At 76.2% G+C, this 16,024-nt stretch carries 15 protein-coding genes and 1 riboswitch; of the genes, 4 read left to right on the top strand and 11 right to left on the bottom strand.

The features are described 5' to 3' along the window. Nucleotides 1-20: 20 nt before the first annotated feature. The 7 genes from QC029_RS00355 to QC029_RS00325 form a co-directional block, all read right to left on the bottom strand. Nucleotides 21-179: a hypothetical protein gene (locus QC029_RS00355; protein WP_279553207.1), complete on the bottom strand. Its 159-nt coding sequence runs from the start codon at nucleotides 177-179 to the stop codon at nucleotides 21-23. Nucleotides 180-629: 450 nt separating this feature from the next. Next, on the bottom strand, nucleotides 630-1,637 hold the full coding sequence (locus QC029_RS00350; RefSeq protein WP_279553206.1) for a sugar phosphate isomerase/epimerase: 1,008 nt from the start codon (nucleotides 1,635-1,637) through the stop codon (nucleotides 630-632). A gap of 10 nt (nucleotides 1,638-1,647) precedes the next feature. After that, complete coding sequence (locus QC029_RS00345; protein ID WP_279553205.1) at nucleotides 1,648-2,907, bottom strand: Gfo/Idh/MocA family protein; 1,260 nt, start codon at nucleotides 2,905-2,907, stop codon at nucleotides 1,648-1,650. 77 nt (nucleotides 2,908-2,984) lie between these two features. Then, complete coding sequence (locus QC029_RS00340) at nucleotides 2,985-4,028, bottom strand: substrate-binding domain-containing protein (protein ID WP_279553204.1); 1,044 nt, start codon at nucleotides 4,026-4,028, stop codon at nucleotides 2,985-2,987. 90 nt (nucleotides 4,029-4,118) lie between these two features. Then, the gene (locus QC029_RS00335; protein ID WP_279553203.1) at nucleotides 4,119-5,141 is read right to left on the bottom strand and encodes an ABC transporter permease; all 1,023 of its coding nucleotides are present in this window, start codon (nucleotides 5,139-5,141) and stop codon (nucleotides 4,119-4,121) included. Next, complete coding sequence (locus QC029_RS00330) at nucleotides 5,138-6,676, bottom strand: sugar ABC transporter ATP-binding protein (protein ID WP_279553202.1); 1,539 nt, start codon at nucleotides 6,674-6,676, stop codon at nucleotides 5,138-5,140. Before QC029_RS00330 ends, QC029_RS00335 begins: the two co-directional genes overlap by 4 nt. A gap of 287 nt (nucleotides 6,677-6,963) precedes the next feature. Further along, the gene (locus tag QC029_RS00325; protein WP_279553345.1) at nucleotides 6,964-8,151 is read right to left on the bottom strand and encodes an ROK family transcriptional regulator; all 1,188 of its coding nucleotides are present in this window, start codon (nucleotides 8,149-8,151) and stop codon (nucleotides 6,964-6,966) included. 239 nt (nucleotides 8,152-8,390) lie between these two features. After that, a riboswitch (SAM riboswitch) is annotated at nucleotides 8,391-8,508 on the top strand. A 221-nt stretch (nucleotides 8,509-8,729) separates the two neighbouring features. Here QC029_RS00325 and QC029_RS00320 point away from each other — a divergent pair. Then, complete coding sequence (locus QC029_RS00320) at nucleotides 8,730-10,091, top strand: aminotransferase class V-fold PLP-dependent enzyme (protein WP_279553201.1); 1,362 nt, start codon at nucleotides 8,730-8,732, stop codon at nucleotides 10,089-10,091. A 35-nt stretch (nucleotides 10,092-10,126) separates the two neighbouring features. On the opposite strand, the gene QC029_RS00315 is transcribed toward QC029_RS00320, so the two are convergent. From QC029_RS00315 to QC029_RS00305, 3 genes are all read right to left on the bottom strand, one after another. Further along, nucleotides 10,127-10,471 (bottom strand): SCO4225 family membrane protein, encoded by a 345-nt coding sequence (locus QC029_RS00315; protein ID WP_279553200.1) that lies wholly within the window; start codon nucleotides 10,469-10,471, stop codon nucleotides 10,127-10,129. Nucleotides 10,472-10,594: 123 nt separating this feature from the next. Further along, nucleotides 10,595-11,449 carry an AfsR/SARP family transcriptional regulator gene (locus tag QC029_RS00310; protein ID WP_279553199.1) on the bottom strand — a complete coding sequence of 285 codons (855 nt, stop codon included), beginning with the start codon at nucleotides 11,447-11,449 and terminating at the stop codon, nucleotides 10,595-10,597. Between the two features lie 410 nt (nucleotides 11,450-11,859). Continuing rightward, on the bottom strand, nucleotides 11,860-12,531 hold the full coding sequence (locus tag QC029_RS00305) for a response regulator transcription factor (RefSeq protein WP_279553344.1): 672 nt from the start codon (nucleotides 12,529-12,531) through the stop codon (nucleotides 11,860-11,862). Nucleotides 12,532-12,842: 311 nt separating this feature from the next. On the opposite strand from QC029_RS00305, the gene QC029_RS00300 reads away from it, so the two are divergent. The 3 genes from QC029_RS00300 (at nucleotide 12,843) to QC029_RS00290 (ending at nucleotide 13,833) form a co-directional block, all read left to right on the top strand. Then, nucleotides 12,843-13,169, top strand: a complete 327-nt coding sequence (locus tag QC029_RS00300; RefSeq protein WP_279553198.1) for a sigma factor — start codon at nucleotides 12,843-12,845, stop codon at nucleotides 13,167-13,169. Beyond that, nucleotides 13,142-13,336, top strand: coding sequence for a sigma factor-like helix-turn-helix DNA-binding protein (locus tag QC029_RS00295; RefSeq protein ID WP_279553197.1), 195 nt, complete (start codon nucleotides 13,142-13,144; stop codon nucleotides 13,334-13,336). Before QC029_RS00300 ends, QC029_RS00295 begins: the two co-directional genes overlap by 28 nt. Before the next feature lie 149 nt (nucleotides 13,337-13,485). Further along, nucleotides 13,486-13,833, top strand: a complete 348-nt coding sequence (locus QC029_RS00290; protein ID WP_279553196.1) for an SCO4225 family membrane protein — start codon at nucleotides 13,486-13,488, stop codon at nucleotides 13,831-13,833. 33 nt (nucleotides 13,834-13,866) lie between these two features. Here QC029_RS00290 and QC029_RS00285 read toward each other — a convergent pair whose 3' ends face one another. Beyond that, nucleotides 13,867-15,945 carry a histidine kinase gene (locus tag QC029_RS00285; RefSeq protein WP_279553195.1) on the bottom strand — a complete coding sequence of 693 codons (2,079 nt, stop codon included), beginning with the start codon at nucleotides 15,943-15,945 and terminating at the stop codon, nucleotides 13,867-13,869. Between the last annotated feature and the right edge of the window lie 79 nt (nucleotides 15,946-16,024).

Below are 16,024 nucleotides of genomic sequence, written 5' to 3'. Positions count from 1 at the left end.
CCGTCGGCGGCCGGACCTGCTCAGGACGACCACGCGTCCCTGACCGGCCGTTCCTTCACGCGGGTGGCGCGGAAGGACAGCTCGCCGCCGTCGCCGCCGTCGCCGTGGTTCCGGGTGCCGGTGCGCCCCTGCCGCGGGCCGCGCGCGGGGGCTGTGCCGGTGGAGTCGTCGACCTCCACGCCGTCGGGCCGGACCCTCAGCCGCCCGCCCTCGGCGCGGATCTCGCAGGTCCTCCACCGTCCCGGCCGGGGGCGGGCGGGCCGGAGCCGTCGCCGGCCGGCAGGGGGAGGTCGCCGCCGGCGCGGGGGGCGGTGAGCGCGGGGGCCGTGCCGGCGAGGAGGGGGCTCGTGGGGACCGCGGGGACCTCGCGGAGTCTGGGCCGTTTCCTGTGCACGTTCGTCCTCCGGGGGGTGGCGGAGTGTGACAGGCGCGCGCCGCCGCGCCGGACCGGTCGAAGAGGAGCTTTGTGACCGGTACATCTCAAGCGACCGTAACCGGCTCCACCTGATCCGGGAACTCCTCCGAAACAGAATCGGCCTCCCTCCTCCTCCCGGCGGACAAAGTGCGGGAGAGCAGGGCGGACCGGCCCGGCGGCGCGGCGTGCCACCGGGCCGGTAGCCGGTCCCGGCTCAGCCCCCGCCACCGCCGAAGGCGGCGTCGAAAGCGGCCGAAGGTGGCTCGAAGTCGTACGCCCTGAGCCGGGCCAGGGCCTCGGGCGCGCCCTGGAGGCGGTCCATGCCGGCGTCCTCCCACTCCACCGAGACCGGGCCGTCGTAGCCGATGGACCGCAGCATCCGGAAGACGTCCTCCCAGGCCACGTCACCGTGCCCGGCCGAGACGAAGTCCCAGCCGCGCCGCGGGTCGCCCCACGGCAGGTGGGAGCCGAGGCGTCCGTTGCGGCCGTCGAGGCGCTTGCGCGCCTCCTTGCAGTCGACGTGGTAGACGCGGTCGCGGAAGTCCCAGAGGAAGCCGACCGGGTCGAGGTCCTGCCAGACGAAGTGGCTGGGGTCGAAGTTCAGCCCGAAGGCGGGCCGGTGGTCCACGGCCTGGAGGGCCCGCCGGGTCGTCCAGTAGTCGTAGGCGATCTCTCCGGGGTGCACCTCGTGGGCGAAGCGCACGCCCTCCGCGTCGAAGACGTCCAGGACGGGGTTCCAGCGCTCGGCGAAGTCCTCGTAGCCCCGGTCCACCATGGCGGGCGGGACGGGCGGGAACATGGCGACCAGATGCCAGATGGACGAGCCGGTGAAGCCGACGACCGTGCGGACGCCGAAGGCCGCGGCGGCGCGCGCGGTGTCGGCCATCTCAGCCGCGGCCCGCCGCCGCACCCCCTCCGGCTCGCCGTCGCCCCAGACGCGGTCCGGCAGGATCGCCCGGTGGCGCTCGTCGATGGGGTGGTCGCAGACGGCCTGGCCGACGAGGTGGTTGGAGACCGCCCAGCACCGCAGGCCGTACTTCTCCAGCAACGCGCGCCGGCCCTCGAGGTAACCGGTCTCGCCCAGTGCCCGGTCGACCTCGAAGTGGTCGCCCCAGCAGGCCAGTTCCAGACCGTCGTAGCCGAAGTCGCGGGCCAGCCGGCAGACCTCCTCCAGCGGCAGGTCGGCCCACTGGCCGGTGAACAGGGTGAAGTTGCGGGGCATCCGCGCCTCCTTATCGGGCCTGTGCGGCGGGAACGGGTGCCACCGGCGACGCCGGCGGCACGGGCGTGTAGACGCAGTTCTTCTCGGCGCTCTCCTCGACCGCGGCCAGCACCCGCTGCACCTGGAGGCCGTCGTCGAAGGAGGGCTCCGGCTGGTCCCCGGCGGCGATGGCGCGCACCAGGTCGGCGGCCTGGTGGACGAAGGTGTGCTCGTAGCCGAGGCCGTGGCCGGGCGGCCACCAGGCCTCCAGGTAGGGGTGGTCGGCCTCGGTGACGAGGATCCGCCGGAAGCCCGCGGAGGCGGCGGGCTCGGTGTGGTCGTGGAAGGAGAGCTCGTTGAGCCGCTCCAGGTCGAAGGCGAGGGAGCCGCGGTCGCCGTTGAGCTCGATGCGCAGCGCGTTCTTGCGGCCCGCGGCGAAGCGGGTGGCCTCGAAGGAGGCCAGCGCCCCGGAGGCGAACCGTCCGGTGAACAGCGCCGCGTCGTCCACCGTCACCCGGCCGCGTGCCGCGCGGCCGGGTGAGGGCGGGCCGCCGTCCGCCGACGCGGTCAGGCCCGCCGAGGCCCCGGCGGGCAGCGGACGCTCCCGTACGAAGGTCTCGGTCAGCCCGGCGACGCCGGCCAGGCGCTCCCCCGCCAGGTACTGCGCGAGGTCCACGATGTGCGCTCCCAGGTCGCCCAGCGCGCCCGAGCCCGCGTGCTCGCGCCGCAACCGCCAGACGAGCGGGAACTCCGGGTCGACGATCCAGTCCTGGAGGTAGGCGACCCGCACGTGCCGCAGGACACCGATCCGGCCGGCCTCCACCATGCGGCGCGCCTGGGCGATGGCGGGGGTGCGGCGGTAGTTGAAGCCCACCATGGCGACCTGCCCGCGCGCCCGCGCCCTGCGGGCCGCCGCCGCCATCGCCTCGGCCTCCTGGACCGTGTTGGCCAGCGGCTTCTCGCACAGCACGTGCTTGCCGGCCTCCAGCGCGGCGATCGCGATCTCGGCGTGGCTGTCCCCGGGGGTGCAGATGTCCACCAGGTCGACGTCGTCGCGGGCGACCAGGGCACGCCAGTCGGTCTCGGCGGCGGCCCAGCCGAGTCTGTCCGCCGCGGCGCGCACCGCGTCCGGGTCGCGGCCGCACACCGCGGCCATGACCGGGTCGAGGGGCAGGTCGAAGACCCGGCCGGCGGTGCGCCAGCCCTGGGAGTGGGCGGCGCCCATGAAGGCGTAGCCCACCATGCCCACGCCGAGGGTGGGCCGCTTGCTCTCGTTGCCGGAAGAGTCCATGGGACCTCCAAATCGTCGTCCGCGCCGTCGGGTCCGCGCCGGTCGGGACCCCGCCCGTGGGGTGTCCGCGGAAGGTGTCAGCTGAAGCCGGTCGGCAGGTACTCGTCGACGTTGTCCTTGTCGACGACGGCGGAGTAGAGGGTGATCGAGGCGGGGATCTCCTGTTCGGCCATGCCGGCGACGCCCTTGGCCTGCCCGAGGGCGCGGGCGAGGTCGATGGCGGAGGCGGCCATGGTCGGCGGGTACAGGACGGTGGCCTTGAGCACGGTGTCGTCCGCCTTGATGGCGTCCATGGCGTGCCGGGAGCCGGCGCCGCCGACCATGAAGAACTCGTCCCGCCCGGCCTGCTTGATGGCGCGCTCGGCGCCCACTCCCTGGTCGTCGTCGTGGTTCCACAGGGCGTCGAAGGACGGCTGGGCCTGAAGGAGCTGGGACATCTTGGCCTGGCCGGACTCGACGGTGAACTCGGCGGCCTGGCGGGCGACCTTCTCGATGTTGGGGTAGTTCCTCAGCGCGTCGTCGAAGCCCTGGGTGCGCTGCCGGGTCAGCTCCAGGTTGTCCAGCCCGGCCAGTTCGACGACCTTGGCGTTCTTCTTGTCCTTGAGCCGCTCGCCGATGTAGCGCCCGGCGTTGAGGCCCATGCCGTAGTTGTCGCCGCCGATCCAGCAGCGGTACGCCTGCGGGGAGGCGAAGACCCGGTCGAGGTTGACCACGGGGATGCCCGCGCGCATGGCCTTCAGCCCGACCTGGGTCAGCGCCTTGCCGTCGGCGGGGAGGACGACCAGGACGTCGACCTTCTTGTTGATCAGGGTCTCGATCTGGCCGATCTGCTGGGCGGTGTCGTTGGAGCCCTCGGTGACCTCCAGGGTGACGTCGGAGTACCTCTTCGCGCGGCTGGTGGCGTTCTCGTTGATGGCGTTGAGCCAGCCGTGGTCGGCCTGCGGGCCGGCGAAGCCGATGGTGACCGGCCTGCCGGGCTTGTCCTCGGCGGCCCCGGCCTGCCGGGCGTCGCTCTCGTCGTTGCTCTCGTTGCTGGTGCAGCCGGTGAGGAGGGCGCCGGCGGAGACGGCGGCGGTGCCGAACAGCAGGCCTCTGCGGCTGGGCAGGGATGGTGTGGGCATGGCGGGACCCTTCGGTTCGGACGTGCGGGGACGCGGGGAGGTGTCTGGAAGGGGTCGGACGCGTGCGGGACGTGCGGGACGCCGGCGGGGCTACGGCGCGTCGGCGCGCGCGGTGCGGTGCTGGATCAGGACGGCGGCGACGATGATGGCGCCCTTGGCGATCTGCTGGACGTCGCTCTGGAGGTTGTTGAGCGCGAACAGGTTGGTGATGGTGGTGAAGACCAGGACGCCCAGGACGGAACCGGTGATGGTGCCGCGGCCCCCGCTGAGCAGGGTGCCGCCGATGATCGCGGCGGCGATGGCGTCGAGTTCGTAGAGGTTGCCGTTGGTGTTCTGGCCGGAGCCGGTGAGGACGATCAGCATGAAGGCCGCGATGCCGCAGCACAGCCCCGACAGCAGGTACAGCAGCAGCCGCTGCCGCCTGACGTCGATGCCCGCCAGCCGGGCGGCCTCGGCGTTGCCCCCGACGGCGACCGTGCGGCGGCCGAAGGTGGTGCGGTTCAGCAGCAGCCAGCCGACGGCGGTGACGGCGGCGAAGACCAGTACCAGGGGCGGGACTCCGAGGACGTACGCGCCGGGCAGCCCCAGGTCGAGCACCGCGTCCACGGAGACGACCTGGGTCCTGCCGTCGCTGATCTGCAGGGCCAGGCCGCGGGCCGAGGCGAGCATCGCGAGGGTGGCGATGAAGGGCACCATGCCGCCGTAGGCGATGAGCGCCCCGTTGACGAGGCCGCAGCCGAGGCCGACCAGCACCGAGCACAACAGCACCCCGCCGAGCCCGTACTCCTGGGTGGCGAGCGTGGTCGCCCAGACCGAGGCGAGGGCGACGATCGCCCCGACGGACAGGTCGATGCCCCCGCTGATGATCACGAGGGTGACGCCGACGGTGACGACGCCGATGACCGAGGCCTGGGTGAGGACGAGCTGGAGGTTGTCGGCGGAGAGGAACTGGTCGGGCTTGGTGAGGCCGCCGACGGCCACGAGCACCGCCAGCACGCCGAGCAGTGAGAGGTTGCGCAGGTCCGCGCGGCCGAGCAGGGCGCGCAGGGGACTCCCGCCCGCCGGGGCGGCGGGCTTGGCGGGGGCGTCGGACACGGTCCCGGGCGAGCTCATCGCGACGGGCTCCCTTCCATGACGAGGTCGAGGATCCGGTGCTCGTCGAGCTCCCGGGTGGGGGCGGTGTGGACGACCCGGCCCTCGCGGAGCACCAGCACCCGGTCGGCGAGGCCGAGGACTTCCGGTATCTCGCTGGAGACGAGGAGGACGGCCACCCCGTCGTCGGCGAGGCGGCGGATGACGGCGTAGAGCTCGGCCCGGGCGCCGACGTCGACGCCGCGGGTGGGCTCGTCCAGCAGCAGGACCCGGCAGCCGCGCAGCAGCCAGCGGGCGAGGACGGCCTTCTGCTGGTTGCCGCCGGAGAGGGTGCGCACCGGCCGGTCGGGGTCGTCGGGGCGCAGGGACAGGTCACGGGTGTGGCGCCGGGCCTCGGCGCGTTCCCGGCCGCGGTCGAGCCAGCCGAGGCGGGAGAAGCGGTGCAGGCTGGAGACGGACACGTTGCGGGTGACGGAGTCGAGCATCAGCAGGCCCTGCGCCTTGCGCTCCTCGGGGGCCAGGCCCAGCCCGGCGCGGACGGCGGCGGTGACGCTGCCGGGGCGCAGGGGGCGGCCGTCGACCAGTACCCGGCCGGCGGTGGGGCGGCGGGCTCCGTAGATGGTCTCCAGGACCTCGGAGCGGCCGGAGCCGACCAGGCCCGCCAGGCCGACGATCTCGCCGGGGCGCACCTCCAGGTCGACCGGCGCGAACTCCCCGTCGCGGGCGAGGCCCTCGACCCTCAGGACGGGCCGCGCGGAGGGCGGCGGGGGCCCGGAGGTCCGCCGGGGGAAGGCGTGCTCGGCGTCGCGGCCCGTCATGAGCGAGACGATGTCGCGGGTGGGGGTGGACCGGGCGGGCAGACCCCGGGCGACGGCGCGGCCGTCCTTCAGCACGGTGACCCGGTCGCCGATGCGGCGGATCTCCTCCAGCCGGTGGGAGATGTAGACCACCGCGACGCCGTCGGCGGTGAGGCCGGCGACGATGCGGAAGAGGTTGTCGACCTCGTCGGGGTCCAGGACCGCGGACGGCTCGTCCATGACGATGAGGCGGACGTCGTGGGAGAGGGCGCGGGCCATGGAGACGATCTGGCGGGCGGCGGCGGACAGCCGGCGCACCGGGGTGTCCGGGCCTATCTCGGGGTGGCCGAGGCGGGCGAGGAGCCGCGCGGTGGCCTCGCGGGCGGCGCGCGGCCGGACGAAGCCGGCGGTGGTGGTCTCGTGGCCGAGGTGGACGTTCTCGGTGACGGACAGGTCCTCGACCAGGTCGAGTTCCTGGTAGATGGTGGCGATGCCGAAGGCCATGGCGGCGGTGGGCGACTTCAGCCGGACCGTTCCGCCGCGCCAGGTGATCTCGCCCTCGTCGGGCTGGTGGGCCCCGGCGAGGACCTTGATGAGGGTCGACTTGCCGGCGCCGTTCTGCCCGAGGAGGCAGTGGACCTCGCCGGCCCGCACGTCGAGGTCGACGCCGTCGAGCGCGCGTACGCCCGGGAAGGACTTGGTGATGCCGGACATGGTCAGGAGGGGGGCGGGGTCTCGCTGGTCTCGTTCTGGTGCCATGGCGGGCTCCTGGGAGTGCCCCCATGCCGTTCGGGCCATGGGGAGGGTGCGGCCGGTGAGACGGGCAGGACGGAACGGAGCGGGGCGGGGCGGGACGGATCAGGACAGGACGGAACGGAGCGGGGTGCGCGGCGGCGCCACGGGGTGGCGCGGCTCGTTCTGCGAACGGCGGGGCGTGCGTCCGGTGGTGTGCTCGGTGCTGCGGGGTGCTGCTCGGTGCTGTTGGGGGGCGGGGTGCTGCGAGGTGCGGGGTGCTGCGGAGTGCGGGTGGTGCCGTACCCGGCGGCTCAGGCCGGGGAGAACAGGTGGTCGCTGATGAGCCGGGCCGCGCCGATGACTCCGGCGACGGGTCCCAGCTCGCCCAGGACGATGGGGAGGTTGCCGGTGGCCAGCGGCAGCGACTGGCGGTAGACCTGGGTGCGGATGCTGGCGAGCAGGGTGTGGCCGAGCCCGGTCACACCGCCGCCTATCACCACCAGACCGGGGTTGAAGAAGCTGACGAGGGCGGCGATGACCTGGCCGGTGCGGTTGCCCCCCTCGCGGATGAGGTCGAGCGAGGCGGCGTCCCCCGCGGCGGCCGCGGCGGCCACGTCGGCGGCCGACAGCCGTCCGGCGGACTCCAGCCGGGAGGCCAGCTCCGGCGACCGGTCGTCCCGGGCGGCCTCCTCGGCGTCGCGGGCGAGCGCCGCACCGCTGAAGTAGGCCTCCAGGCAGCCGCGGTTGCCGCAGGCGCACTGCCGGGTCTGGGAGCCGTGCTCCACCTGGATGTGCCCGATGTCGCCGGCGCTGCCGGTCGTACCGCGATGGACCTCTCCCCCGACGACGATGCCGCAGCCGATGCCGGTGCCGATCTTGACGCAGAGGAAGTCCTGCACGGATCGGGCCACGCCCGCGTGCTGCTCCCCCAGGGCCATCAGGTTCACGTCGTTGTCGACCATGACGGGGCAGCCCAGCTCCTGGCTGAGCGCCTCGCGGACGGGGAAGCCGTCCCAGCCCGGCATGATCGGCGGCGCGACCGGAACGCCCTCGGGGAAACGGACGGGCCCCGGCACCCCGATGCCGGCGCCGTCGAACCCCTCGGCCACCCCGGTGGCACGGAGCTTGGCCGCCATGGCGAGCACCTGCTCGAACACGGCGACCGGGCCCTCGCGCACGTCCATGGGCTGGTTGAGGTGGCCGAGGATCTCCAACTCGGCGTTGGTGACGGCCACGTCGACCGATGTGGCGCCTATGTCGACGCCGAGGAAGCGGAGTTGGGGCGCGAGCCTGATGTTGTGGGAGCGCCGGCCGCCGCGCGAGGCGGCGAGTCCGTCGGCCACCACGAGCCCGGTCTCCAGCAGGCGGTCGATCTCCACGGCCAGCTTGGAGCGGGAGAGGTCGACCTGGTCGCCCAGCTGGGCGCGGGAGTTCGGGCCGCCGTCGCGCAGCAGACGGAGCAGCCGCGCCTGGTGCGCGTTCGCGGGCCGAGCCGTCATGCGTCTCACGCCACCCTCCCTCCCGGCTTCGGGCACGGGGCGCCCGCCGGTCTCGGTCCGGCGAACGTTCGGGGGTTCGCCGGGCTTTCACGGGGGAACGTAGCAGCGCTCGCCAGGGCTGGGAAGAAGAAGGACACGAATCCATCTCCCTTTTTCCCAACAGAGGACAAAGTCGGGTTCCGTGCCGCCCCCACCCGATGCGCGGCCGGGCCGCGGGCCGTGTGCCATAATCCCTGCCAGGTCACGAGTGACAGCCCTTCAGGCCCCGGCCGGCTGTCCGGCAACCCTCCGTCCGTGGCGGGGTGCCCCGGGTGAGGACCGGGCCGTACGGCAGACGCCGTACGGCAAGCGCGGACCCCTCGCGGTGCTCCAGGGGTCCTGGTCCCGAGGGAAGACACCATGACGAAGCGAATGCGCTAGAGGCCCGGAGCCTCCCCCGCCGCCCTCCGCGGTCCCCGCCGCCTCCCGGCCCGCACGCACGGCCCGGAGGCCGGATGCGACCGCCGCCGCACAGGCCCGCCCCTCCGCACCCCCGCCTTCCGTGCGCCCGCGCGCACCCGTCCTCCGGGAGCAACGCCATGCCCGCCCAGCCCGCTCTTGCCACCCGTCCCTCCGCCGCCCCCTCCCCCGCCGCCGTACGCGCCCCGCTGCCGGTCCTGGGCCTGGACGTGGAGGTGCCGCTGGCGAACGGCGCGACGGTGCCCCACGCGGCGCTGGACTACGCCGCCAGCGCCCCGGCGCTGCGGCGGGTGTGGGACGACGTGGCCGCCTACCTGCCGCACTACGCCGCCGTGCACCGCGGCGCGGGGCACCTGTCGCGGCTGTCCACCGACCTGTACGAGGAGAGCCGGGAGACCGTCGCCGGCTTCCTCGACCTGCCCGCCGGACACCAGGTGGTGTTCACCCGGGGCACCACCGACTCCCTGAACCTGCTGGCCTCGGCCCTGCCCGCCGGTACCCGGGTGTACGCCTTCGCGGGCGAGCACCACGCCTCGCTGCTGCCGTGGCGGCGCGACGGACTGCACCCGGTCTGCCTGCCCCTCCCCCGCTCGCCGCGCCGGGCGGTGGCCCTGCTGGAGGAGGCGCTGGCCGCCGCGCCGCCCGGTCCCGGCCTGCTGTGCGTCACCGGCGCCTCCAACGTCACCGGGGAGGTCTGGCCGGTCGCCGAGCTGGCCCGGACCGCCCGCCGCCACGGTGTCCGCGTGGTGCTGGACGCCGCCCAACTGGCCCCGCACCGACGGGTGTCGGTGCGGGAGCTGGGCGTGGACTGGGTGGCCCTGTCCGGGCACAAGCTCTACGCCCCGTTCGGCGCCGGGGTGCTGGCGGGCCGCTCCGACTGGCTGGACGACGCCGAGCCCTACCTGGCCGGCGGGGGCGCCAGCCGTGCGGTGGAGCGCCGGGACGACGGCACGGTGGCGGTGGAGTGGCACCGCGGCCCGGCGCGGCACGAGGCGGGTTCGCCCAACGTCGTCGGCGTCCACGCGCTGGCCTCGGCGTGCCGGGCCCTGTCCGAGGCGGGCCTGGACGCGCTGGCGGCCCGCGAGGAGGCGCTGCTCGGCCGGCTGCTGGACGGCCTCGCCGGCGTACCGGAGGCACGGGTGCTCAGCCTCTTCGGCGAGGACCACCCCCGGGTCGGGGTGGTCTCCTTCACCGTGGACGGCTGGGACGGCTCCCGCTTCTCCGCCGCGCTCTCCGAGGAGTACGGCATCGGCGTCCGCGACGGCCTGTTCTGCGCCCATCCGCTGGTGCGGGCCCTGCTGGGCGGCGCCCCGGCCGCACCGGCCGGGTGCGGTGCGGCCGGAGCGGCGCCGCCCGGCGGGCGGCGGCTGGACGCGGTGCGGGTCAGCTTCGGCGCCGGCACGCCCGACGAGCACATCGAGCGCTTCCTGACCGCCGTGCGGGACCTGGCCGGCCGGGAGCGCCGCCGCGCGGACCGCTGAGCCCGGCGGGAAGGTGAGGCGCCGCCGTGGAGGGGTCAGGCGCGGGCGGCGCCGCCGCGGAACCGGCGCAGCACGGCGCTGAACGCCCAGGCGTTGACCACGGCCGCCGCCCCGACCAGGGCGAGCAGGAGCACCGCCCCGGCCGGGCCGTCGGGCAGGGGCACGGCGAGGGCGAGCAGGCTGGTGGGAGCAGTGGCCGCCAGGGGCCACACGCCCGCCATCGAGGCGTCCTCGTGCTGGACGAACGCCGCGTCCAGCACGACCCACAGCACCAGCGCCGCGCACACCGCCAGATAGATCCGGGCGGGCCAGTTGTCCGCGATGCGTCCGGACAGCCGCCGGATTCCGTTGCCGTTGTTCCGCATGCTCATGTCACTCATCTGTCTCTTCCCTCTTCTCGTTCGCAGGTCTTCGCAGGTCTACGCAGGTCTTCGTCCGCCGTGCCGCGCCGGCCGCGGGCCGGACGGGAGGGCGGACACGGCGGGCCGCTCGCGCCCCTCCCCTCAGCCGGCCATGGCGTGCCCCTGCTGTACGGCGCGGCGCGGCGCGGGCGGGGCCGGGGGGCGCGGCGGGGCCGTCCGCTGCCGGCGCAGCGCCGGGCCGGGTTCCAGGCCCGGCTCCCCCAGCAGCAGGCGGTGCACCCGGTCGTACTGCCGGGCCGCCTCGGCGGGCCGTCCGGCCAGCCGCAGGGAGCGCAGCAGCAGCGTCCACGCCGACTCCCGCAGGGGGTGGCGGTCGGTGAGGACCCGTGCCGCGGCGACCGCCTGCCCGAAGCGCCCCTGGGCCAGCAGCGCGTCGACGCGCAGCTCCCGGCCGGTGGCCCGGAGTTCCTCCAGCCGCCAGACCTCCTCGGCCGCGAACGGGTGGTCGGCCGCGTCGGCCAGCGCCGGACCGCGCCAGAGGGCCAGGGCCCGGTCCACCTCCTCGCGGGCCTCCTCCGGCCGCCCGTCCTCCAGCAGGCGGCGGGCCCGGTCCAGCGCCCGCTCGAAGCGGACCGAGTCCCGTGCGGACCCGGCGGCGCGCAGCGCGTATCCCCCGCCGCCGCGGACCAGCAGCTCCCCGCTCCCCCGCCCGGTCCGGCCGGGCTCCAGCGCGGAGCGCAGCCTGCTGATGTGCGCGTGCAGCGAGGAGAGCGCGCCCGTGGGCGGGCGGCCCGCCCACAGGTCCTCGCACAGCCGGTCGGTGCTGACGAAGCCCCCGTCCTCCAGCAGCAGCCGGACGAGCAGCACACGCCGCTGCGGCGGTCCCGGGTGGACCGGGACGCCCGCCCTGCGGACCTCGACCGGGCCGAGCAGCCCGAACCGCACTCCGGGGTCCGGGCCGTGCCGGTCGTGCCGGGTGCTGTGTGTCGTCGTCACTTCGTCCCCCTGGGATCCCGCCTGTGCCCGATGCCGCCGCCCGCCGCCCCCGGAGCGTGGTGCGGGGGGCGGCGGGCCGCGGCGGCCTGTGGTTCCAGGATCTCCTCGGGACGCCCCCGGTCTCCTCGGCCACCGGCATGAACGTCCCCTCTACCCCTGGGTAGAGGGGACCTCCTGCCGCCGGCCGATCCGGCGCCGCGGCGGCGGTCGCCGAGCGGCGGGGCGTGCCGTGCGAACCCCTGTGAACCTCCTCGCCCCCCCGCCCGTGGTGAGCGGTGGCACGGACGCACCCCGCCCGCCCGGCGGCCACCGGGCGGCCGGGAGAGACGGGTGGAGAGGAGCGGAGACGGGAGGAGACGGGGGGAGACGGATGGAGGGGTGAGGGAGCGGCGGGAGGGGCGCCGCGGCGCCTACGGCGTGGCGGTGGAGCGCGGCCTGATCAGCCCGGTGTCGTACGCCAGGATGGTCGCCTGGACGCGGTCGCGCAGCCCCAGCTTGCCGAGCAGCGCGTTCACGTGCGTCTTGACCGTCCCGGTGGAGACCCCCAGGCGCTCACCGATCTCGGCGTTGGTCAGTCCCGAGGCGACGAGGAGCAGCACCTCCCGCTCGCGGGGGGTGAGCCGCTCCAGCGCCTCGCCGGCCTCGGGGCGGGTGGGCGCGCCCCGCGCGAAGGCGGCGATGAGGCGGCCGGTCACCGCGGGGGCCAGGATGCCGTCGCCGGAGGCGACCACCCGGACGGCGGACAGGAGGTCGTCGGCCCGGGCGTCCTTGAGCAGGAAGCCCGAGGCGCCGGCGCACAGGGCGTCGAAGACGTAGGCGTCCAGATCGAAGGTGGTGAGCACCAGGACGCGGGCCCGGCCTCCGCCGCCGGCGATCAGACGGGTGGCCGTCAGCCCGTCCATGCCCGGCATCTGGATGTCCATCAGCACCACGTCGGGGTCGAGTTCCGCCGCCATCGCCACCGCCGAGGCGCCGTCGCCGGCCTCGCCGACCACGGACAGGTCCGGTTCGGCGTCGACGATCGCGGCGAAGCCCGCGCGGACGACGGCCTGGTCGTCGACGACCAGCACACGAACAGCGATGGGTCCACCCCCTGGCCCGGGCCGGTGGGCGCTCCGGCCGACTGGTCGCCATCGTCCCACGTGCGCGGGTCCGGCCGTCCCGGTGCGCTCCGGCGGGCGGGAACGGCGACAAGAATCGGACAGATCCCTCTGGTGAGGGTGGGCCCGTCCCCGCGCCAGGCGCGGGCACGTCACGGAAACGCCCGGACGACGGATGAGGACGCCACCCATGACATCGATCACGGACGCCCGGCCGGGCCCGCTCCCGCACGGTCCGGCCGAGGACCGCCCCGGGGCGCGGGACGCCGGCCGCGAGGAGTTCGTCGGGGAGCTTGTACCGGTGGCACGGGCTGCCGCTGCTGCGCTACGCGGCGCGGCTGCTGGGGGGCGACCGGCACCGGGCCGAGGACATCCTCCAGGAGACCGCCGCACGGGCCTGGAGGCACGCCCCCGCCCTGGAGGGCGGTGCCCGGGAGGCGCGGGCCCGGCTGTTCACCGTCGCCAGGAACCTGGTGGTCGACCACCACCGCGCCCGCCGGGCCCGCCCCGTGGACCTCGGGCCCCCGGAGGACCTGGAGCGGCTGGAGCCCGCAGTGCGGGACGGCGCGGACCGGGCGCTGACGTCCCCCAGGTGGTCGGCGAGGCCCTGCGGTGCCTGAGCGGGCGGCACCGGGAGGTGATCGGCCTGATCCACTACCTGGAGTACAGCGTGGCCCAGGCCTCCGAGCACCTCGGCGTTCCGCCCGGCACGGTCAAGTCCCGCACCCACTACGCCATGAGGGCGCTCCGGAAGGCGCTGGAGGAGCGCGGCGTGCTCGGCGTCTGACGCGGGCCGCCCCCGCCCCTCCCGTGTCCGCCTCCGTCCCGCCGCCGCGCGCCGTCGGGGCGGGTAGCCTGGGCAGCGCTCCGCCGGACCGCCGGACCGCCGCACCGGCGGCCAGGGGCGGGGGCGGACACGGGAGGGGCGGGGCGCGGATGGACAGCGCACAGCGCACACGGGGCGCGCGGCACACACGGCGCGTCCTGACGGCGGTGGCCGGAACGTGGACGGCGCGCGCCTATCTCGTGCTGTGCGGGGCCCTGCTGGTGTGGGTGCTGGCGGACGCCGCCCTCGTGACCCACGAGGACGCCTCCTTCGCGGGGATCTTCCCCCTGCTGGCCACCGCTCCGCTGAGCCTCCTGTTCCTCCTCCTCGCGCCCGGGGAGGGTCTGCTCGTCTACCTGCTGGTCGTCGTCGTGTGCGCCGTGGCGAACGCCGCCCTGATCAACTGGTGCGTACGGGCGGCGGGACGAGGCGGGAGGAGCGCCGCCGGCGCTCCCTGACGCTCCGCCACTCCCCTCCCCCACGGGCCCCGTTCACCGCCGCACCGCCGCCGGCGGTTCCGCCGGTAGGCCCTGCGGGCCGTCCTCCCGCCCGGAGACGGCGGTCGTCACGGTCCCCGCGCCCGGTGCGCGGGCGGGGCGGTCACCGGGCCCGTGCAGGGTGGCGAGCAGTTCGCGCATGGCGGCCAGCGCCGCGCGGGCCTCGGCCGCCACGTCGTCCAGCCGCCCCTCCTCGGCGCTGCGCACCACCCGGCCCGCACGGTCCAAGACGGTTCCGCGCAGTCCGGCGGCGATGTGCCGCCGCTGGGCGCGCGCCGCCTCCGCCGCCTGCCGCACCGCCTCCTCCAGGGCCGCCCGCTCGCGGGCCGCCGTACGGGCGCCGCGGGCGCGGGCGGTGGCGCCCGCCCGCCACACCGCGGCGAACAGCGCCGTCAGGGCCGCGACGAGGAGCACGGTGAGCACCGACCGGGCCACCGGCCCGGCGAACCGGTCCGGCAGCAGGCCGCCGGCCGCCGCGGACACCCCCACCGCCACGCCCAGGACGAGCCCCGCCGCGGGAACGGACCACCGCGCCCCGCGGCCGTGGCGGCCGTGGACGGCCACGGCGTGGACCGCCGCGACCTCCGCGCCCGCGCCCACCCACAGCAGCGGCAGCACCGCCGGGGGCAGCGCCCCGGACAGGGCCGCCGCCGGCCACAGCGGCGCGGTGGCGAGGACCGCCGCCAGCACCGCCAGAGGGGCGCGCCGCCGCCACAGCAGCGGCAGTCCGTGGACGGCCGTCAGCAGCAGGTACAGCGCGTCGGCCGCCGGTCCGTGCGACGCGTCGCCGACCGTCCCGGCCGTCAGCACGGGGACCAGCGGATTGAGGACGGCGACCAGGGCGAGGAGCACCTGGGCCACCCGCCGGCGGCTCGGCCGGGGTACGCGCCGGCGCCCGCGGGGTCCGCGTCCGCCCGCCGGGGCCGCGGGGCCGTCGGCGGGCAGTTCGGCGTGCACCCGCCAGCCGCCGCCGGGGCGGGGCCCCGTGGTCAGGCGCCCGCCGGCCGCCGCCGCGCGCTCCCGCATCCCCGCCAGGCCCCGTCCGGCCCCCAGGCCGTGTACGGCGCCGGCCGCGTGCGCGGCCCCGCCGGACGGCGGAACGTCGTTGTCGACGGTCACCTCCAGCAGGCCGCCGCGGTGCCGGACGGCGACCCGGACGGCGGCGCCGGGCGCGTGGCGCAGCGTGTTCGTCAGGGCCTCCCGCACGATCCCGAAGACGGTCTCGCCCGTCCGCCCCGGCAGGTCCGCGCGGAGGTCGAGGTCCACCGGTCCGCCCAGTCCGGCGATCCCGTCGGCGAGTTCCCCGATGCGGCCGTTCCAGCTGCGGGGCGGTTCCCGCTCCGCGGTGCGCATCACCGCCACCAGGTCGCGCAGCGTGGAGACGGTCTCGCGGCCGCCGCGCGCCGCCGCCTCCAGGGCCTCGGCGGCGAGTTCGGGCCTGCTCCCGCCGAGTCTGCGCGCGGCCTCCGCCGTGACCACGACCGAGGTCAGGTGGTGGGCGCCGACGTCGTGCAGCTCGCGGGCCAGCCGGTGGCGCTCCTCGTCGGCGGCCCGGCGCCGCTCCTCCTCGGCCCGGGCCAGCCGCGCCCCGGCGGTGCGCCGGGCGGCCAGCCTCCGCCGCCTGCTCAGACCGGTGCCGGTGCCGACCGCGTGCGGCACGACGGCGAGGACGAGGCCGACGGCGGCGCCCCGGTCGCCGCCGTACAGCGCGACGCCCCACAGCAGCTGCCAGCACAGCTGGGCCGCGCCGGTGATCGCGGTGGTGGGCGCGTCGCACCGCACCGCCACCGCGTGCAGGGCGAGGGCCACGCCGGCGCTGCCGAACAGGTCCAGTGCGCCGGGGAACGACGCGGCCGGCCCGAGGACCGCCACGGCGGTGACACCGGCCAGCACGTGCACCGGCGCCCGCCGCCGCAGAGCGAGCACGGCCGCGGCCAGGCACACCGCCAGCAGTCCCGCGCCCACCTCCACCGGCCCGGGGGGACCGCCGCCGCGCAGTGCGTCGAAGGGCCACCACGCCACCTGTGCGGCGGCGAGGGAGGCGGGGAGCGGCCAGGGCCGTGGGACGTCCATGGTCCGAGGACCCTAGCGGCGCGTCCGCGGGCGGTCGTCGGCGCGTCCGGCCCGCGGACGGCGGGTCGCCCCCCGTCAC

The organism is Streptomyces sp. DH37 (genome assembly GCF_029813835.1).
In the GTDB taxonomy this organism is placed as follows: Bacteria; Actinomycetota; Actinomycetes; order Streptomycetales; family Streptomycetaceae; genus Streptomyces.
This window is presented reverse-complemented; position numbering and strand designations above follow the sequence as displayed.